16 protein-coding genes and 1 pseudogene are annotated in these 19828 nt (G+C 63.5%); 5 read left to right on the top strand and 12 right to left on the bottom strand.

The features are described from left to right. Nucleotides 1-15 precede the first annotated feature (15 nt). Both AC0C6X_RS16525 and AC0C6X_RS16530 read right to left on the bottom strand, forming a co-directional pair. A complete protein-coding gene (locus AC0C6X_RS16525; RefSeq protein WP_247959836.1) occupies nt 16-681 on the bottom strand; it encodes a methionine ABC transporter permease in 666 nt (221 codons plus the stop codon). Continuing rightward, nucleotides 671-1753 carry a methionine ABC transporter ATP-binding protein gene (locus AC0C6X_RS16530; protein WP_173520304.1) on the bottom strand — a complete coding sequence of 361 codons (1083 nt, stop codon included), beginning with the start codon at nt 1751-1753 and terminating at the stop codon, nt 671-673. The genes AC0C6X_RS16525 and AC0C6X_RS16530 overlap by 11 nt, the downstream gene beginning before the upstream one ends. A gap of 415 nt (nt 1754-2168) precedes the next feature. Here AC0C6X_RS16530 and AC0C6X_RS16535 point away from each other — a divergent pair, with 415 nt between their 5' ends. Then, on the top strand, nt 2169-3038 hold the full coding sequence (locus AC0C6X_RS16535) for an NAD-dependent epimerase/dehydratase family protein (protein ID WP_247959838.1): 870 nt from the start codon (nt 2169-2171) through the stop codon (nt 3036-3038). Between the two features lie 60 nt (nt 3039-3098). Here the strand turns inward: AC0C6X_RS16535 and AC0C6X_RS16540 are convergent, their stop codons facing one another. The 5 genes from AC0C6X_RS16540 to xylA form a co-directional block, all read right to left on the bottom strand. Next, nucleotides 3099-4466 carry a GH1 family beta-glucosidase gene (locus AC0C6X_RS16540; protein WP_173520301.1) on the bottom strand — a complete coding sequence of 456 codons (1368 nt, stop codon included), beginning with the start codon at nt 4464-4466 and terminating at the stop codon, nt 3099-3101. Between the two features lie 147 nt (nt 4467-4613). Next, nucleotides 4614-5795 carry a Gfo/Idh/MocA family protein gene (locus AC0C6X_RS16545; protein WP_247959839.1) on the bottom strand — a complete coding sequence of 394 codons (1182 nt, stop codon included), beginning with the start codon at nt 5793-5795 and terminating at the stop codon, nt 4614-4616. 298 nt (nt 5796-6093) lie between these two features. After that, nucleotides 6094-7146: a sugar phosphate isomerase/epimerase family protein gene (locus tag AC0C6X_RS16550; RefSeq protein WP_472954067.1), complete on the bottom strand. Its 1053-nt coding sequence runs from the start codon at nt 7144-7146 to the stop codon at nt 6094-6096. Nucleotides 7147-7461: 315 nt separating this feature from the next. Then, a complete protein-coding gene (locus tag AC0C6X_RS16555; protein WP_173520298.1) occupies nt 7462-8973 on the bottom strand; it encodes a globin-coupled sensor protein in 1512 nt (503 codons plus the stop codon). 380 nt (nt 8974-9353) lie between these two features. Then, nucleotides 9354-10664, bottom strand: coding sequence for a xylose isomerase (gene xylA / locus AC0C6X_RS16560; protein ID WP_173520297.1), 1311 nt, complete (start codon nt 10662-10664; stop codon nt 9354-9356). A gap of 142 nt (nt 10665-10806) precedes the next feature. On the opposite strand from xylA, the gene AC0C6X_RS16565 reads away from it, so the two are divergent. Next, nucleotides 10807-11169: a nuclear transport factor 2 family protein gene (locus tag AC0C6X_RS16565; protein WP_173520296.1), complete on the top strand. Its 363-nt coding sequence runs from the start codon at nt 10807-10809 to the stop codon at nt 11167-11169. Between the two features lie 38 nt (nt 11170-11207). Here AC0C6X_RS16565 and xylB read toward each other — a convergent pair whose 3' ends face one another. From xylB to AC0C6X_RS16590, 5 genes and pseudogenes are all read right to left on the bottom strand, one after another. Next, nucleotides 11208-12662: a xylulokinase gene (gene xylB / locus AC0C6X_RS16570; protein ID WP_472954071.1), complete on the bottom strand. Its 1455-nt coding sequence runs from the start codon at nt 12660-12662 to the stop codon at nt 11208-11210. A gap of 62 nt (nt 12663-12724) precedes the next feature. Then, nucleotides 12725-13762 carry a LacI family DNA-binding transcriptional regulator gene (locus AC0C6X_RS16575; protein WP_472954073.1) on the bottom strand — a complete coding sequence of 346 codons (1038 nt, stop codon included), beginning with the start codon at nt 13760-13762 and terminating at the stop codon, nt 12725-12727. A gap of 145 nt (nt 13763-13907) precedes the next feature. Continuing rightward, nucleotides 13908-14066, bottom strand: a pseudogene (locus AC0C6X_RS16580) (metallophosphoesterase); the annotation flags it as partial. 10 nt (nt 14067-14076) lie between these two features. Next, nucleotides 14077-15666, bottom strand: coding sequence for a DHA2 family efflux MFS transporter permease subunit (locus AC0C6X_RS16585; protein ID WP_173520293.1), 1590 nt, complete (start codon nt 15664-15666; stop codon nt 14077-14079). A gap of 150 nt (nt 15667-15816) precedes the next feature. Continuing rightward, nucleotides 15817-17025, bottom strand: a complete 1209-nt coding sequence (locus AC0C6X_RS16590; protein ID WP_173520292.1) for an HlyD family secretion protein — start codon at nt 17023-17025, stop codon at nt 15817-15819. Nucleotides 17026-17234: 209 nt separating this feature from the next. Here AC0C6X_RS16590 and AC0C6X_RS16595 point away from each other — a divergent pair, with 209 nt between their 5' ends. The 3 genes from AC0C6X_RS16595 to AC0C6X_RS16605 all read left to right on the top strand — a co-directional run bounded on the left by AC0C6X_RS16595 (nt 17235) and on the right by AC0C6X_RS16605 (nt 19797). Beyond that, nucleotides 17235-17882, top strand: a complete 648-nt coding sequence (locus AC0C6X_RS16595; protein ID WP_376741738.1) for a TetR/AcrR family transcriptional regulator — start codon at nt 17235-17237, stop codon at nt 17880-17882. Between the two features lie 111 nt (nt 17883-17993). Continuing rightward, nucleotides 17994-18833 carry an AraC family transcriptional regulator gene (locus AC0C6X_RS16600; protein ID WP_472954076.1) on the top strand — a complete coding sequence of 280 codons (840 nt, stop codon included), beginning with the start codon at nt 17994-17996 and terminating at the stop codon, nt 18831-18833. 214 nt (nt 18834-19047) lie between these two features. Next, a complete protein-coding gene (locus tag AC0C6X_RS16605; RefSeq protein ID WP_247959845.1) occupies nt 19048-19797 on the top strand; it encodes a TerC family protein in 750 nt (249 codons plus the stop codon). Nucleotides 19798-19828 lie beyond the last annotated feature (31 nt).

The following is a 19828-nucleotide window of genomic DNA, read 5'->3' on the forward strand; positions in this document are numbered from 1 at the left end:
AAGTCTTGGGAGGAATCAGGTCTTGCGGTTCTTCTTGTCGAAGCGCCGCGCCAGGCCGTCGCCGGCGCTCTGGACGAGTTGCACCAGCACGATGAGCACGATGACGACGACGAGCATCACGTCGGGCATGAAGCGCTGGTAGCCGTAGCGGATGCCGAGGTCGCCGAGCCCGCCGCCGCCGACGGCCCCGACCATCGCCGAATAGCCGATGAGGCTGACGGCGGTCATGGTGAGCGCCAGCGTCAGCGCCGGCCGCGCTTCGGCAAGCAGGACCTTGAAGACGATCTGCATCGGCGTTGCGCCCATCGCTCGCGCCGCTTCGATCAGCCCCTTGTCGATCTCGCGGATCGCCGCCTCCACCAGACGCGCGACGAAGGGGATGGTCGCGATCGTCAGCGGCACGATCGCCGCCTTGGTGCCGATCGAGGTGCCGGTGAGCAGCCGGGTGAAGGGAATGATGGCAACGACGAGGATGATGAACGGCGTCGAGCGCGTGGCGTTGACGATCAGCCCGACGATACGGTTGAGCGTCGGCGCCGGGAACAACTCGCCCTTGCCGCTGGTGGCGAGGAAGATGCCGATCGGCAGGCCGATCAGCGAGCCGATCAGACCGGCGACAGCGACCATGTAGATCGTGTCGATGGTGGCGCTGCCGATGCGCAACAGAAGATCAGGCGACATAGCCGAGCACCTCCGTGACCAGACCATTTTCGGTGAAGAAGCGCTCGGCGCGACCGGATGTCTCCGCATCCGCGCCATAGGCAACGACCAGCGAGCCATAGGGCGCGCCGCCGATCTCGTCGATCGTGCCGGCGATGATGTTGACCTCGGCGCCGACGGACTTGATCAATTGCGAGATCAGCGGCTTCTCGGCCGCAGCGCCGAAGAAGGTGAGCCGCACCACGGCACGGTCGCCAGCGGCCGGCTGCGGCTTCAACGCACGGACCACCGCATCGGGAAGCTTCGAACCCGCCAGGCCCGAAAGCAGCGCCCGCGTCGTCGCGTGCTTCGGATGAGTGAAGACGTCGAAGGTATGGCCACGCTCGACGATGCGGCCGTGATCGATGACCGCGACATCGGAGGTCACTGCCTTCACCACTTCCATCTCGTGGGTAATGAGCAGCACCGTCAGCCCGAGTTCGGCATTGATGCGCTTCAGGAGTTCGAGGATCGACTGGGTCGTCTCGGGGTCCAGCGCCGATGTCGCCTCGTCGGAGAGCAGCAGCTTCGGCTCGGTCGCCAGCGCCCGGGCAATGCCGATGCGCTGCTTTTGACCACCCGAGAGTTCGGCCGGATAACGTCCATGCTTGTCGGCAAGGCCGACGAGATCGAGCAGCGGCCGCACGCGCTGTTCGATCGCGCGCTTGTCCATGCCTGATATCTCCAGCGGCAGCGCGACGTTGCCGAACACGGTGCGCGACGAAAGCAGGTTGAAGTGCTGGAAGATCATGCCGACCGAACGGCGAAGCGCGCGCAGCGCCGCCTCGTCGAGCGCGCCGACGTCGACGCCATTGACCAGCACCTTGCCGCCCGTCGGCTTTTCCAGGCCGTTGACCAGCCGGATCAGCGTCGACTTGCCGGCGCCGGAACGGCCGATGATGCCGGTGATCGAGCCGCGATCGACGGTCAGCGAGACATTGTCGAGCGCGGTGAAAGCGCCGCTGTTGCCGGAGGCGGGGAAATGCTTGGAAACGCCGTCGAAGACGACGGCCGCGTCGGCCGATGGCGTGGCGCTTTGGGCGGAAACGCTCATCGTTCGGAGATCCCCGAAAGAGGCGCAGTCAAAATGTGCGGATACATAGGTGCTCTCGGAATGTTCAAAACTCATGATCCCGACGGAAGACGGGATGGAAGGCGCGTCCGGTCAGGCCGACATTCGACAACGCATTCGGAACAGGGAGCACTTCTCTAGCATCAAGCAACCAGTCAGTTCAACTTTGGCGCCGCATGGCCCGCATGCGACATAATCTACGGCTCTTATGGAGAACTGCCGTCCGATTTCACAGGCATGATTTTCCGTGATCGACGAGAGAATGGCAAAACCATGCTCTTTTACTGCAAAGCCTGCCTGCAGCGGGCAAATCCCCGCCTTGGATATCCTTGTTCGAACGGACTGCACCCGATCTCGTTTCATGCTAACGGGCAGGAACAGGGTTACGAGGTAGAACATGCGCATCGTCTTGACCGGAAGCTCGGGCCGTATTGGCCGAGCCATCTACAACGCACTCGCCGCCGACCACGACGTTATCGGCGTCGACCGCATACCCTTCGGCACGACGACCGTTGTCGGCGATCTCGTCGATGGCGAATTGCTGGAGCGCGCGATGGAAGGCGCAGATGCCGTAATCCATACGGCCGCACTGCATGCGCCCCACGTCGATACGGTTGCCGATCAGGAATTCGAGCGCGTCAACGTGATGGGCACGCATCTGGTGATTGCCGCGGCGCAGGCCGCGGGCGTCGGCCGCATCGTCTTTACCAGCACGACGGCGCTCTATGGCCACGCGGTGACGGAGAGAGGCTGCGCCTGGATCACCGAGGAAACGCCGCCGAAACCGCACACGATCTATCACCACACCAAGCTTGCGGCCGAAGCCCTGCTCGAAAACGCCGCGGATCGTGCCCTGCATGTGCGGGTGCTGCGCATGTCGCGTTCTTTCCCGGAGGCCGCGGACCGGGTCGCAAGCTATCGCCTGCACCGCGGCATCGATGCGCGCGACGTGGCTGCGGCGCATGTGGCGGCGCTCGACAATGGCGGCCCCACCTTCCAGCGCTACATCATCTCGGGCGAAACACCGCTGCTTCCGACCGATTGCCGCCGTCTGGCAGAGGATGCGGCAGGTCTCCTGCGCGAGCGGGCGCCCAAACTGTCCCAGGCCTTCGCCGATCGCGGCTGGACGCTGCCGGAGACGATCGATCGGGTCTACGACCCGAGCGCCGCAATCGAAAAGCTCGACTGGAAGCCGCGCTACGGTTTCAAGGAAGTGCTGGCCCAACTCGACCGGCAGAGCCTCGAAGTCCTGCCGGTTCGCCGGTAAGACTGCGCACTGCGGTATCTCTTGGCGTGGTGGCGGGTTGACCCCACCTACCCCGATCCGTCAGACGTGGTTGCCCTTCGGAAACTCTTCGGCGAGCGCCTTGTACCAATGGCCGCTCTTCTTGATGGTGCGCACCTGGGTGTCGTAGTCGACATGGACGATGCCGAAACGCATCTTGTAGCCTTCGGCCCATTCGAAATTGTCCATCAGGCTCCAGGCGAAATAGCCGCGCATCGGATAGCCCTCGGCAATCAGGTCCGCCGTCACCGACAGGTGGTCGGCGATGTAGTCGAGCCGCGGCTGGTCGTCGACGACACCGTTCTCGACGCCCATGTTGTAGCAGGCGCCGTTCTCAGTGATGTAGCATTCCGGAAGCTGGTAGGTCGCGTTCAGCGTCTTGACCAAGGCTCCAAGCGCCGGCGCATGGACTTCCCAGCCGATATCCGTCCTGGTCTCGCTCACCGGCTTCGCATTGATCGTCGCCGGGTATTCCGCGCCCTTCGCCGGATCGTTGCTGACCCGCATCGGCGTGTAATAGTTGAGGCCCCACCAGTCGAGCGGGCGCGAGATCGTCTCCATGTCGCCGTCCTCGATCAGAGGCATGCGGTGGCCGAGCGCGCTCATGAAGCTCTCGGGATACTCGCCCCTGAAGATCGGGCCGAAGAAGACGCCATTGTGGAAGTCGAAGGCGCGCTCGGCGGCCGCCTTGTCTGCCTTGCTGGCGCTGCCGGGATAGACCGAGTGGGCGTTGATGACGATACCGACAGGCAAGTTCAGCCGCTCGGAGCGGATGGCATCGACGCCGAGGCCGTGCGCCAGATTGGTGAAGTGCAGCGCATGGAGCGCCGCATCCATGTTGCGCTCGCCCGGCGCATGGATGCCGTAGAGGTGGCTGAGCCAGACCGAGCACCAGGGTTCGTTGAAGGTCGCAACCGCATCGAGCCGATCGCCGAGGCGGGCGATCACCGTCTTGGCGTAACGCTGGAAGGAGTAGGCCGTCGTGCGCGCCGTCCAACCGCCGTCCCCCATCAATGCCAGCGGCAGGTCCCAATGGTAGAGCGTTGCGAAGGCCTTGATGCCACGCGCCTTCAGGCCGTCGACGAGGCGATCGTAGAAGTCCAGCCCCTTTTCGTTGATCGGCCCGGTACCCTCCGGGATGATGCGCGGCCAGGCGATCGAGAAGCGATAGGCATCGACGCCGAGGCTCTTGATCAGGTCCAGATCCTCGTCCAGCCTGTTGTAGTGGTCGCAGGCGACATCACCATTGTGACGCCCGAAGACGCGCCCCGGCATGTTGGAAAAGGCATCCCAGATCGACGGCTTGCGACCGTCGGCCTTGGTGGCGCCCTCGATCTGGAAGGAGGCGGTTGCCACCCCGAACACGAAATCGCCAGGGAAGCGCTGGGCCAGGATCTTGGGATCGGTCATCTCTCTGTCTCGTCTCGTTCCGGCCCCGCGTCGAGCGGGGCCCCGTTGTTTTCTCGCCTTTGGCGGGCCGGCCTAAAACCTTGCCGGCAAATGTCAATTCGCGAAAAGGCGGGAGAGTCCCCGCCCTTCCGCCGGTTTGGCGGTTCGTTACACCTTTACCCAGGCACCATTTCGTTTGGATGACTGGACGCAGGCATCGACGAAGACCATGCCCTTCATGCCGTCGTCGATGGTCGGATAGGTGACCGCCGGATCGACCTTTTCGCCCTTGCGCTTGGCGAAGATGGCGCGCGCCGCTTCGCTGTAGATGTTGGCGAAGCCTTCGAGATAGCCCTCCGGATGACCGGACGGGATCCGGCTGACGCGGTTGGCCGCCGCGCCCGCGCCCGCACCTGCCCGAGTCAGCAGCCGCTTCGGCTCACCGAACGGCGTGAACCAGAGATAGTTCGGATCCTTCTGCGTCCATTCGAGCCCGCCCTTGGTGCCGTAGACGCGCACCATCAGGCCGTTCTCGTGGCCGGGCGCCACCTGGCTGCACCAGAGCAGGCCCTTGGCGCGTTCACCGTCCTTCGCCTTGAAGCGCATCATCACATGGGCATTGTCGTCGAGCTGGCGGCCGGGAACGAAGCTGTCGAGATCGGCCGAAAGCTCCTCCAGTTCGAGACCGGAGACGAAGGCGCCGAGATTATAGGCATGGGTGCCGATATCGCCGGTCGAGCCGCCGGCGCCGGAGCGTGCGGGATCGGTGCGCCAGGCCGCCTGCTTCTGGCCGGACTGCTCGATATTCTCCGTCAGCCAGTCCTGCGGATATTCCATCTGCACCAGCCGCACCGCGCCGATCTCGCCATTCTCGACCATCTGGCGCGCCTGCCGCACCATCGGATAGCCGGTGTAATTGTGCGTGAGCACGAACAGCGCGTCGCTGTCGTCAGCCGCCTTCTTCAGCTTCTTCGCGTCTGCCAGCGTCGAGGTCAGCGGCTTGTCGCAGATCACATGGATGCCGCGCTTCAGGAACTCCTTTGCCGCGGCATAGTGCACGTGGTTGGGCGTGACGATCGCCACCGCCTCGATGCCGTCCTTCAGCTTCGCCTCGCGGATCGCCATCTGCTTGAAGTCGGAATAGACGCGCGACGGATCGAGCCCGAGCTCGCGCCCCGAGCTTTCCGCCTTTTCCGGCGTCGACGACAGCGCGCCGGCGACCAGCTCATAATGATCGTCGAGGCGAGCGGCGATGCGGTGCACCGCGCCGATGAAGGCGCCGGAGCCGCCGCCCACCATGCCGAGCCGGATGCGGCGCTCGCGCTTCTCGCTCGTTCCTTCGATTGCCATAATCTTCTCCCCTGTTTCCGTTCGTAACTTCGGTTTTTGTCGCGCGATTTGCCCCTCATCCGCGCGGTGAGGGCTGCCCCTCATCCGCCTGCCGGCACCTTCTCCCCGCACGCGGGGAGAAGGGATATGCCGCACCCGCTCGCACGCCTGTGACCGCAACACCAACCTCAACAATTCGAGGCCCGCTGCAATCCGCGTCCCCTCTCCCCGCCTGCGGGGAGAGGGTTAGTCCTCGGGTTAAACCCGAGGAGAGGGGCTGTCTGCCCCTCAGGCCCCGCCCTGCCTCAGGTCATGTCGTTCAGATCCCGAGCATGCGCCGGTTGGCCGCCTCGTCGCTGCCGGCGCCGGCGAAATCGTCGAAGGCCTTCTCGGTGACGCGGATGATGTGGTGCCTGACGAAGTCGGCCCCCTCGCGCGCGCCGTCCTCCGGGTGCTTCAGCGCGCATTCCCATTCGACCACCGCCCAGCCGGCAAAATCGTTGGCCGCCATCTTCGAGAACACCGCGCCGAAATCCACCTGGCCGTCGCCGAGCGAGCGGAAGCGGCCGGCGCGGTTGACCCAGCCCTGATAGCCGCCATAGACGCCCTGGCGTCCGCTCGGGTTGAACTCCGCGTCCTTGACGTGGAACATGCGGATGCGGTCCTTGTAGATGTCGATGTTGTCGAGATAATCGAGGCACTGCAGCACGTAGTGCGACGGGTCGTAGAGCATGCAGGCGCGGGCATGGTTGCCGGTGCGCTCGAGGAACATCTCGTAGGTGATGCCGTCGTGCAGGTCCTCGCCCGGATGGATCTCGTAGCAGATGTCGACGCCGCAATCCTCGGCGTGATCGAGGATCGGCTTCCAGCGCCTTGCCAGTTCGTCGAAGGCGGTCTCGACGAGGCCGGCCGGCCGCTGCGGCCAGGGATAGACGAAGGGCCAGGCGAGCGCGCCGGAGAAGCTTGCCATCGCCTTCAAGCCCAGGTGCTGCGACGCCGTCAGCGCCAGCTTCACCTGCTCGACCGCCCATTGCTGGCGTGCCTTGGGATTGCCGCGCACCTCCGCTGCGGCAAAGCCGTCGAAGGCCTCGTCATAGGCCGGGTGCACGGCCACGAGCTGGCCCTGCAGATGGGTCGACAGCTCCGTCACCTCGACGCCGTTTTCGCGCGCCGTGCCGGCAAACTCGTCGCAATAGGCCTTCGAACTCGCCGCCTTCTTCAGGTCGATCAGCCGCCCATCCCAGCTCGGGACCTGTACGCCCCTGTAGCCGCAATCCGCTGCCCATTTGGTGATCGCGTCCCAGGAATTGAACGGCGCCGCATCGCCGGCAAATTGCGCAAGAAAGAGCCCTGGCCCCTTGATGGTCTTCATCCCGATTTTCCTCCCGATGGAACGGCATCGGTCCGCCCGGACAGTCAGCGACCAGTGGTGCAAAGCACCCGATTTCTGCTCAAACGGATGGACCTGAAACGTTGCAGGCGCCGAAGCTAACAGATTTTCGGCAGGGGGCAACAGGCAAGGACGCAGATTCGCGGAAGATCTGTAATCGATTTCATCTCGCAACGCCACCGACCTCCTCAAACGCATGGAAGCGCTGAGTTGGGCGTCTCGACGGATGGCGCGACAAAGAGAAAGGGGGGCCATCATGGCGCCCCCCTCCCCTCGTCCGCCGCTCTCTACAGACGATCATCCGTAACGCCGGTTCGTTGCCACCAGGCTGGGTTTCCCTTGCCGTCCGGCCGATACGGAGAATTGATCGACAAGCCCCTTGAGCGTGGTGCTGACCTGCATGAGCGTATGTGTTGCGGCGCTGGTTTCCTCGACCATTGCCGCATTCTGCTGCGTCATCTGATCCATGTTGGTGACGGCGGTGTTGATCTCCGCGATACCCGCCGACTGCTCGCGCGCCGAGCCGGCGATCGCGTCGATATGACCGTTGATGTTGATCACCTGGTCGCCGATGTGGTGCAGCGCCTCGCCGGTCTTGTTGACCAGCGACACACCCATCAGCACGTCCTCGAACGACTTGTCGATCAACTCCTTGATCTCGCGCGCCGCTTCCGCTGACTTCTGCGCCAGTTCGCGCACCTCCTGCGCGACGACCGCAAAGCCCTTGCCGGCCTCGCCTGCCCGCGCCGCCTCGACCCCGGCATTCAGCGCCAAAAGGTTGGTCTGGAAGGAGATCTGGTCGATGACGCTGATGATCTGGGTGATCTTGCGCGACGAGTCCTCGATCGCGCTCATCGCCGCCACCGCCTGCTCGACGATGGCGCCGGATTTGCGCGCCTCGTCGGTGGCATTTCCGACGACCCGCCGCGCCTCTTCCGCACGTGACGCCGCTTCCTTGGAAATGGTGGTGATCTCTTCGAGTGCCGCCGCCGTTTCCTCGAGCGAGGCCGCCTGCTGCTCCGTGCGCCGCGCCATGTCGTCGGTGGCCGATACCAGTTCGCCGGCATTGTTTGCCGTCTCCTCGGAAGCCCCGACGATCGCACCGAAGGTCTGGTCGAGCTTGCCGAGCGCGGCATTGAAATTGGATCGAAGGCTTGCGAATTGCGGTGCGAGTTCGCTGGTAATGACGGCGGTCAGGTCGCCGTCGGCCAAGCGTTTCAGACAGTCTTCGAGCGCCGAAAGCGCTTCCTCCTGCTGGCCGTTCAAAACCTGCCGCTCCGCTTCGGAGCGTTCACGTTCCTCCTGCAGCGCGTCGAGATAAACGGAGATCGCATAGTCCATATCGACCATCGCAGCTTTGACGACGGCTGCCACGTCGGTGCCGATCTCCTTCGCCTTGTTGCGATGCAGGAAGCCTTTCAGGTGACTCTCGATGACGCTCTTCAGAATGGATTCGATGATCAGTGCATAGCCGCCGATATACCAGCGCGGCTCCAGGCCGAGACGCGCATGGGTCTTGCCGATGGTGGTGACGGCATCGACATATTGCGCATCGAACCTGCCGGAGGCGATCAGTTCCCAGTGCTTGGCCTGCCTGGCCTTGGCGCCCTGCACATGCGCTTCGCTGGCAAAGAAACGCGCCGTTTCCGGATTGGCGCGCGCCTTGGCGTAGAACTTGTTCAGCGCCGTATCGAGCGAAGCGGAGATGACGGGCAGCGAGCGGGCAAGCGCGGTCCGCTGAGCGTCGTCGAGGTCGACGAACTGCAGACGCTCATTGAGAAGTTTGGTTTTCGAATCGAAGCTGGTCATACGGATTGTCCCCCTGGCGCCGCGACAGCACGCGTAACAAGTGGCCGCTGCAGCTCAAGGTACGGCGCACCCTGCACCGAAGGTTTACCATATTATAATACAGAAATAACTGTAAATTGTGTATCACTAATTATGCTATCGAAGATTGAAATCCGACAGCCCAAGCAATCTCGTCGCCGAAGACACCCGGTGTCCGCGGCCATGCGATCACTTCAGAATCATCGGATATAGAATTTCATCAAGCGCATCCGCCGGCAACAACCAGAAAGCGTCATGGATTTTTTACGCGCAGAAGATGCAAGCTGCAGTGGCAGAGCCTCCCAAACGAACGGCGGCTCGAAGAACTCCGAGCCGCCGCACGAACCAATTCAGGAAAGCGTTTAGACGTAGCGGTTGACGACGTTTTCGAGCAGTTCCTGCTTGCCGGACTTCGGCTGTGGGTTGAGGTCCGATTTCAGCACCCAGGCTTCGATCTCCTCGAGCGAGAATCCGCCGTCGAGCATCTTCTTGGCTTCCGGCACCTGCCAGCCGGCGTAGCGGCTTTCGAGCGGAGCGGAGAGCGCCTTGTCCTCGATCATCTTCGCCGCCGCCTTGAGGCCACGGGCGCAGCAGTCCATGCCACCGATATGGCCGATCAGCAGGTCTTCCGGATCGAGCGACTGACGGCGCAGCTTCGCATCGAAGTTGGTGCCGCCGGTGGTGAAGCCGCCGCCCGAGAGAACCTGGTAATAGGCAAGCGCCATCTCCGGCACGTTGTTCGGGAACTGGTCGGTATCCCAGCCGGACTGGTAGTCGTTGCGGTTCATGTCGATCGAGCCGAAGATGCCGAGTGCATTGGCGAGCGCCAGCTCATGCTCGAAGGAATGGCCGGCAAGGATCGCGTGGCCCTGCTCGATATTGACCTTCACCTCGTTTTCGAGGCCGTAGTTCTTCAGGAAGCCGTAGACCGTCGCGACGTCGTAATCATACTGGTGCTTGGTCGGTTCCTGCGGCTTCGGCTCGATCAGGATCGCGCCCTTGAAGCCGATCTTGTGCTTGTACTCGACGACGAGATTGACGAAGCGGCCGAGCTGGTCGAGCTCGCGCTTCATGTCGGTGTTGAGCAGCGTCTCATAACCTTCGCGCCCGCCCCAGAGCACGTAGTTCTGGCCGCCGAGACGCTTGGTGGCGTCGAGGCAGGTCTTCACCGTCGCCGCCGCGAAAGCAAAGACATCCGGATCCGGATTGGTCGCCGCACCCGACATGTAGCGGCGGTTGGAGAAGAGGTTTGCCGTGCCCCAGAGCAGGTTGACGCCGGTTTCGGCCTGCTTCTTCTCGAAGTGATCAACGATCTCGTTGAGGTTCTTCGTGTTCTCCGCAAAAGTCTTGCCTTCCGGGCGCACGTCCGCATCGTGGAAGCAATAGAAGGGAACGCCGAGAAGATCGAAGAATTCGAAGGCGACGTCGGCCTTCAGCTTCGCCGCTTCCATGTTGTCCTTGAACCAGGGGCGCTCGAAGGTCTGGCCGCCGAAGGGATCGCCGCCCGGCCAGACGAAGGTATGCCAGTAGGCAACCGCAAAGCGCAGGTGGTCTTCCATGCGCTTGCCGAGAACGATCTCGTCCTTGTTGTAGTGGCGGAAGGCGAGCGGATTGGTGCTCTCCGGCCCTTCATATTTGATCTTGGCGATATCGCCGAAAAATCCTGTGCTCACGGGTCTTGCTCCTCTTTCAAGAGTGGTTTCGGCCGGCATCGCCTATCCGATGGGTCCGGCCACTACGTGGAAGGTAATTGGTTTCATTCCCTCGTCCGGCGATACGGACAGCATCGAAACGCCGAAGGAAAGGAACACTTCGATGCACGACTTCAACGCCATCGCCGAAGGTTACATCGCCGCCTGGAACACGACGGATGCCGCAAGCCGCGCGCCCCTGGTCGAGAAGGCCTTCACCGCCGACGTTGCCTACCGCGACCCGATCATGCAGGGCGACGGCCACGCCGGCATCGATGCCCTGATTGCCGGCGTGCACGGACAGTTTCCCGGCTTCCGCTTCACGCTGAAGGGTGCGGCGGACGGTTATGCCGACACGCTCCGCTTCTCCTGGGCGCTCGGCCTGGACGGCGCTCCCTCGGTCATCGAAGGCACCGATGTCTGCCAGATCGAGAACGGCCGCCTGAAGGCGATCACCGGCTTCCTCGACAAGGTTCCGGCCCGCTGAGCGACCGGCACTGGAGCCGGACTTGCGGCGCAGCGCGGTCACGACGTGGTGCCCTTTATCGCCGGATAGAGCCGCCGGTAGCGCTGGTAGCTCTCCTCATAGGCCGAGACCAGCGACGCTTCCGGCGCGATGGTTTCGGCAGTACGCGGGGCATAGCAGGTCGCCACCGGATCCGCGCCCGTCGCGGCGATCAGGCCAAGGCGGGCGGCCCCGAAGGCTGCGCCGAAATCGCCATCATCAGGCAGGTCGACCGGCAGATTGAGCGCAGTTGCGATCGATTTCAGCCAATAGCGCGAGCGCGAGCCGCCGCCGATCGCCGTCACGCGCGAAAGCGTCGTGCCGGCGGCGCGAAGAGCTTCCAGACTGTCACGGATGGCAAAGGACACGCCTTCCATGACCGCCTGCGTCAGCACCACACGGCTGCTTTCATGGCCGAGCCCGACGAAGGCGCCGCGGATCGCCGCGTCGTTGTGCGGCGTGCGCTCGCCCGAAAGATAGGGAAGGAAGGTCACGCCCGAGGGGGCCTTGATGGTGTCGCCGAGTTCGCTGCTCAAGTCCGCAGCACTCTGCCCGGCAATGCCGGAATACCAGTTGAGCGCGTCGGTCGCCGAGAGGATGACACCCATCTGGTGCCAGGTGTTCGGCAGGGCGTGGCAGAAGGCATGCACGGCGCTTTCGGGGTTCGGCAGGTAACTCGCATTCGCCGCGAAGAGAACGCCCGAGGTGCCAAGCGACACGAAGGCGTTCCCCTCGCCGACCGTGCCCATGCCGCAGGCAGACGCCGCATTGTCGCCGGCACCGCCGGCAACCACGACATCACCCGAGATGCCCCAGCGGGCCGCGAGCTCCGAACGCAGCTTCCCGGCCGGGTCGGTTCCCTCGACCAGGCTCGGCATCTGCTTTTCGTCCATGTTCGTGGCGGCAAGCAGGCTTTCCGACCAGCGCCGCTTGCCGGTATCGAGCCAGGAGGTGCCGGCCGAGTCCGACATTTCCGACATGTGCTCGCCGGTCAGCCACAGGCGCAAATAGTCCTTCGGCAGCAGCACCCAGCGCACCTTGGCGAAGATTTCGGGCTCGTTGGCCCGCACCCAGGCGAGCTTCGGCGCGGTGAAGCCGGGGAAGACGATATTGCCGGTGATCGCGCGGAACTGCGGATCGGCATCGAGTGCCGCCGCCTCGCGGAAGCTGCGGGTGTCGTTCCAGAGAATGCAGGGCCGGAGCACCCGGTCGTCGGCATCGAGCAGCGTCGCGCCGTGCATCTGGCCGGAAAGGCCGATGCCGCTGACCGCCGCAAGCTCCGCCGAGTGCGCCGCCTTCAGCCCGGCGATCGCCTCTTCGGCCGCGCACACCCAGTCCGCCGGATCCTGTTCCGACCAGCCAGGATGCGGACGCGAGACGTCGAGCGCGCTCGAGGCCGAACCGACGATGCGCTGGTCGCCATCGATGAGCATTGCCTTGACGCCCGAGGTGCCGAGATCCAGTCCGAGATACATGCTTGCCTCCATTCGGCAATTCCAACCCGGCTTCCCGTCTGGAACTGCGTCGTTCCAAATCGTTACGCCGGTTCGACCGGCAGGTTGTCCTTCAGGAAAATCTCGATGCGGATGCGCTCCTGTGCTCCGATCACGGCGAGACCATCGGCGCGGGCCTTGAGTACGCGGATGGCGCTGCGCACCTCATGACCGGCATCCTGGTTCAACAGCGCGTCCAAGGTGCCGGACGAGAGTGCCCGGCGGCTATGCGGCGTGAGTTCATGCGCGATGGCGCAAACATCCGCCTGGCGCCCGGCCTTTTCGAGTGCCGTGATCAAGCCGCGATTGCCGGCGCCGAGACTGTAGATGCCGGCGAGGTCTGCATGATCGACGACGAGCTTCGAGATGAGTTGCTCGACCTCGGCGGGATCGTCGTGGCCCTCGACGACCGGCAGCAGCCGGCGGCCGGGCGCGCTTTCGGCCATCGCTGCGCTGAAGCCTTCGAGCCGATCGCGATGGTCGCGCACCAGCATCGAGCCGGCGACGATCGCGACCGGCCCTTCGCGACCGCCGAGGAAGCGCCCCATCAAGCTGCCTGCGGTCCGGCCGGCGGCGATGTTGTCGACGCCGGCAAAGTGATCCCGCGACGATCCCGGCAGATCGGAAACCAGCGTTACCACGGCGATGCCGTCTTCACGAAGCCGATCGACAGCCGCAACGACCTCGGGCGCATCGATCGCAACCACGGCGACGCCGGCCGGGCCGAGAGTCCGCGCCTTTTCCAGCGCCGCGGCAAGGGCCGCCGCATCAAAGGCCGGCACGGAGAGCACGGTGATTGCCGTGCGCTCGACTGCCGAGCGCGCCCTTGCCGCCTCCACCTCGGCGGCGAGGCCGCGCATGAAGGTGTTGTCGCCCTCGGGCAGGACGAAGACCAGCGGGTAGCTGCGGCTCTTGGCGAGATTGGCGGCGGCGACGTCGCGCACATAGCCGAGCGTCGCAATGGCACGCTCGACCTTGTCGCGGGTGACACCACGCACGCCGGGACGGTTGTTCAAAACCCGGTCGACGGTCGCGAGGCTGACCCCCGCTTCGGCAGCGATATCGTGAACTGTCGGGCGCATGTTTTCCTCCGGGCTCTGCCTTTAGAGGATTTTTTGATGTACGTAAATCAGGAATCGGCAGAACGCGGAAAACAGAGCTCCGCATCCCGTGCAGAGACAGCGGAGTACACGCATTAACTGTTTGATTTTGGTTGTATTTCCCGGACTATCCGAGGCGCTTGCTGAAGGCCGCAGTAAAGGCAACCTCGCCAGCCTCTGCAAGCACCACATCCATGAAGCCGTCCGTGACACGCACGAACGCAAAGCCGCCCATATAGGCCGCCTTCGGCTTGATGATGTCGAGTCCGTTCTGTCGGTCGATCATTGCCGCCGTTCTAATGGCCGCCGCCGCTGGGGCCGACGCCCTTTGGCTTGCTGATCATCATCACGCCGAGGATCAGCGACAGGAACAGCACCGTCAAAAGCACGAAAATATCGCTGAAGGACAGGATGACCGCCTGCTTCTGCGCCATGGCGGCAAGCTGCTTGATCGCGATCGTCGCGCCGTCGAGGCCGTGCGCATTGAAGCTGGCGGCCAGGTTGCCGAACCGCTCCATCGCTTCCGGATTGCCCCACTGCACGTGCTCGGCAAGGCGCGCATAGTGGAAATCCTGGCGCTGGGTCAGGATCGTGTTGATGATCGCAAGCCCCACTGCGCCGCCGAGGTTTCGCGTCAGGTTGAAAAGGCCAGAGGCGCCACGCATGCGCGCCGGCGGCATGGTGCCGAGCGCGATGTTGTTGATCGGCACCATGCAGAGCATCAGCCCGACGCCGCGCAGGATCTGCGGAATGAACAGCTCGTAGAAATCCCAGTCGGCGGTCAGGTGGCCCATGATCCAGGTGCCGCCGGCAAAGCTGGTGAACCCGATCGTCATCAGCACGCGCGGATCGAGCTTGCCCGAGAGTATGCCGGCGACCGGCGCCGTGAAGAACATCGCAAGGCCCGATACGAACATCGTCTCGCCGATCATCAGCGAATCGTATCCGCGGATACGGCCGAGATAGAGCGGATAGAGATAGGTGAGGCCGTAGAGACCGATGCCCATCACGAAGGAGAACATCGAGCCGAAGGCGAAATTGCGGTTGGCAAAGGCCCTGAGGTCGACGACCGGGAATTCGACCTTGAAGGCGCGATAGAAGAACACGATCGCCGCCAGCACGGTCGCGACCGCGCCCATGACGATGTGGTCGTCATTGAACCAGTCGTTGGCATTGCCTTCCTCCAGCACGTATTCGAGCGAGCCGAGGAAGATCGCCATCGATGCTAGGCCCCACCAGTCGAATTTCTTCATCAGGCCGAGTTCCGGCTTGTCGAAGTCGATGAAGCTCCAGGTGAGCGTCGCGACAATGATGCCGGGGATGACGTTGACCAGGAACAGCCAGTGCCAGGAAAAGGCGTGGCTGAGGTAGCCGCCAACCGTCGGGCCGATCGTCGGCGCCAGCGTCGCGATCAGGCCGATGATCGGCGAGACGACGTTGCGTTTCGACGGTGGGAAGATGGTGAAGGCGGCTGCAAAGACGGACGGGATCATGCCGCCGCCGATGAAGCCCTGGATGGCGCGATAGACGATCATCTGATCGATGTTGGTCGCGGTTGCCGCAAGCGCGCTCGCCGCGGTGAAGCCCGCGGCCGATACCGAGAACAGGACGCGCGTCGAGACGATGCGCGCCAGCGTTCCCGACAGCGGGATCATGATGACTTCAGCGATGAGATAGGAGGTCTGCACCCAGCCGATCTCGTCCGAGCCGGCCGAGAGGCCTGCCTGGATTTCGGCGAGCGAAGCCGAGACGATCTGAATGTCGAGGATCGCCATGAACATGCCGACGACCATGGCGAAGAAGGCGATCAGCCTCTTCGGGTCCATATGTTCCTCGACCTTCGGTGCGGCGGCCGCCACCGAAGCTGCTGTTGCCGTTGCGGCCATCTCAGCCACTCCTTGCATGGGCGCCGTTGGCGCCAGCGTTCTGGACATGCGCGTTTCGCCGCGCCGGCGTTCCGGACTTGAACGCGCTCCATGGCGCGCTGGGGTCTCGACAGTAAGGCGCGCCCAGGAGCGCGCCGGCATTTCGTCCGCTTACTTGGTGGCGGCGACCTTCGTCGCATCCGGCGCCGTGCGCGTGTCGACATCGACGACGACGCTCAAGCCCGCACGCAGGTGACCTTCGGCCAGCACGTCGGCCGGCAGGGTGATGCGCACCGGCACGCGCTGGATCACCTTGGTGAAGTTGCCGGTGGCGTTTTCCGCCGGCAGCAACGAGAAGACCGAACCGGAGGCCGGCGAGATCGAGGCAACCGTGCCTTCGATCGCATGGTCCTCATAGGCGTCGACGTGGACCTTGACCTTGGAGCCCGGCACCAGATGGGCGATCTGGGTCTCCTTGAAGTTGGCGTCGATATAGAGCTGGTCGACCGGAACGAGGGCAGCGAGCCGCTGGCCGGCAGAAACGAGGTCGCCGACCTGAACCGCGACGTTGCCGACGACGCCGTCATAGGGCGCCTTCAGCACCGTGAAGCCGAGGTCGCGATTGGCCTTGTCGCGCGCAAGCTCAAGCGAACGGATCTCGCTTTCCGCTTCCGTGCGCTGCGCTTCGAGGACGGTGATGCTTGCCTTGGCGGCCGCGATGTTGGCATCGGCGCCCGCAAGGTTTGCCCTCGCCTGATCGAGCGCGACGTCTGCGTTGTCAAGCGAGGCGACGGTGCCGACGGCCTTGGACTGGAGGTCGCTCGCGCGCTTCTGCGCGAGCTCGGCGCCACGCACCGTCGCTTCCAGAGCCTTTTTCTGCGCTTCGGTCTGGGCAAGGCTCGCCTTCGCGCCGGCAATCTGCGCATCGAAACGGCTGAGTGCCAACTTCTGGGTGGCAATTTTTGCCTCGGCCTGCTCGGCCGCGATGCGGTAATCGCCATCGTCAAGGGTGACGAGCGGATCGCCGGCCTTCACCTTCTGGTTCGCGACGGCGTCGACCTTGGCGACGTAACCCGAGACCTTGGGCGAGATCGTCGCGATGTCGCCTTCGATATAGGCATCATCGGTCGAGACCATGAAGCGGCCATTGGTCCACCAGTCGTAGCCGAACCACGCGCCGGCGGCCAGAAGTGCCAAACCGAGCACGGGGAGGATGGGCTTGCGCGCCTTCTTCGGCGGCTGCACCGCTTCTGCAGGAGCCTGGACAGCGGTCTGCTCCGCGGCAGGCGTCTTTGCCTCAAGCGCGGTTTCCTGCTGCACTTCGAAATTCTCGTCGACGGGACGGACGCGAGCAACGCTGGATGTGTTGGATGCGGACATTGGGCACCGGCCTGGTTAAAGATTACTGAACGAACTGAACCGTTCGGTTCGATCCGAACTTGACATAAGCCCTTTCTGGTCGCATATCAAGAGGAAATCGAACCACGCGGTTCGATGGGTGAAAATTAATGCGAGCAGGACGGAAACAAGCGACCATCATGAGTACGGCGAAGACCGGGAAACGGGACATCGTGCAGCCGGCAGCCGGCATGGAAGAAGATCTCTGTCCGGGTGGCGGTCGCCACGCCGCCGGTGAGGACCCGGTCAAGCGCGAGCAGATCCTCGAAGGTGCAAGGCGTGCCTTCCTGAGCCACGGCTTCGACGCCGCCAGCATGAACGACATCACTCGCGAGGCTGGCGTCTCGAAGGGCACCCTCTACGTCTATTTCGAGAACAAGGAAGACCTTTTCAAGGCGCTGATCATCAAGGGCAAGACCCGGGTGGTCCAGACGGCCAAGCACGCGCTCAATGATCATGACGACGTCGAGGAATCGCTCTACGATTTCGGCGTGACGCTGACGACCAGCATGACGGCCGAGGAAACGATCCGCTCCATGCGCATGGTGATCGGCGTGATCGACCGGATGCCGCACCTGGCCGAGCGCTTCTTCAGCGAGGCACCGGAAAACGGCTACACGGTGCTCAAGGCCTATCTCGACCGGCAGGTTCCCGCCGGCACGCTCAATATCGACAACACCGAGATGGCTGCCCGCCAGTTCATCGAAATGGCGCAGGCCGGCCTCTTCAAGCACCGTCTGTTCGGCGGCATGTGTTCTGCACCGCCCAAGGAACAGATCGAGGCTACGGTCACCGCCGCCGTCCGCGTCTTCATGGCCGCCTACGGACCGAAGAAATAGAGCGGCCGACGCCGAACTCTTGGCGGCCGCCGGGCGTTACAATCCAGCAATTGCGATCAAGCGCGCCTTGAGGCAACACCCTATCACCAGGGCGTTGCCAAGGGAGTGATGATGAGTGCCATCGGACGGGCGGTCTGGTTCATCGAGAGCCATTTCGCAAAGGACATATCGCTGGATGAAATCGCCGGGGCCGCAGGCCTCTCGCGCTTCCATCTGTCGCGCGTTTTCGGGCTGGTCACCGGCCGCTCGATCAGCGCCTATATTCGCGGCCGACGGCTGACCGATGCCGCCTACGCCCTGGCCGATGGCTCCCTCAGCATTCTTTCGGTGGCCCTCGAAGCGGGCTACAACTCGCACGAGGCCTTCACCCGCGCCTTTCGCGACCAGTTCGGCGTGACGCCCGAGACGGTCCGCAAGCAAAGGCACGTTCGAAACATCGAACTGATGGAGCCTATCAGGATGGACGACACCCGCCTTCTCAAGATCGACCCGCCACGCTTCGAAGACAGCCCGCCCCTGCTGTTGGCCGGATTGGCGGAAACCTATGCCTATGGCCGCACCGAGGGCATTCCGTCGCTCTGGCAGCGGTTCAACCGCCATTTCGGCAACATACCCGGCCAGAAGGGCGACATCGCCTATGGCGTGTGCAGCCAAAGCAATGGCGAAGCCGGAACCTTCCGTTACATGGCAGCCGCGGAAGTCAGCGAAGCCGACGAACTGCCCGATGGCTTTTCGACGCTGAAACTGCCGAAGCAGCGCTACGCTGTCTTCCTGCATCGCGGCCACATTTCCGCGATTGCCAAGACCGCGGACCACATCTTCGGCACCTGGCTGCCGGAGTCCGGCCTGCAGCATGGGGAGACGCCCGATCTCATCGAACGCTACGACGAGCGCTTCGACCCGCATTCGGGCATGGGCGCCGTCGAACTGTGGATTCCGATCAAATCGTAAACGGTAAAGCGCCGCCGCAAGAGGCCGGCGGCGCTTGTCACCTCCGCGATGTTACTTAAATACTGCGGCGATTCTTGCGCGACGACGCGCCACCTACAGCGCCGCGCGTATTTTCAGATGCGCAAAGGCCGCTGTAACACTTTGAAGCGCTGCATGTTTCCTTAAATCGGAGGGCGATTTAAGGAAACATGCAGCAAAAAAGGAAAGATCGCCGATGCAGGATATCCTGTTGCTTGCCCAAGACCCCGCCGCCTGGGTCGCCCTCGTTACTCTCGTCGTCATGGAGGTGGTTCTCGGCATCGACAACTTGATCTTCATCTCGATCCTCACCAACAAGCTGCCAATCGCCCATCGCGAGAAGGCCCGACGCGTCGGCATCGGTCTCGCGCTCGTCATGCGCCTCGCTCTCCTCGGCACCGTCGCCTGGATCGTCAAGCTGACGACGCCGGTCTTCGAGGCCTTCGGCCACGGCTTCTCCTGGAAGGACATGATCCTGATTGCCGGCGGCCTGTTCCTCGTCTGGAAGGCAACCAAGGAAATCCATCACAATGTCGATCCGAGCGATCACGGCGAAGATTTTATCGCCTCCTCGGCGATCAACAGCTTCGGCGCCGCGATCGGCCAGATCCTGCTGCTCGACCTCGTCTTCTCCGTCGACAGCATCATCACCGCCGTCGGCATGACGCCGCACCTGCCGATCATGGTCATCGCCGTGATTGCCGCCGTGACCGTGATGCTCGTCGCCGCCAGTCCGCTGGCGAACTTCATCGAGAAGAACCCGACGATCGTCATGCTGGCGCTCGCCTTCCTGCTGATGATCGGCACGACGCTGATCGCCGAAGGCATGGGCCTGCATGTGCCGAAGGGCTACATCTACGCCGCCATGGCCTTCTCGGCGCTCGTCGAAATCCTCAACATGGTCGCTCGCAACGCACGACTCAGGAAGGAAGGCAAGCTCGACTGAAGCCTGTCGCGCAAAAGTGCGCCGCGGCTTG

The organism is Ensifer sp. VA4, from assembly GCF_055710065.1.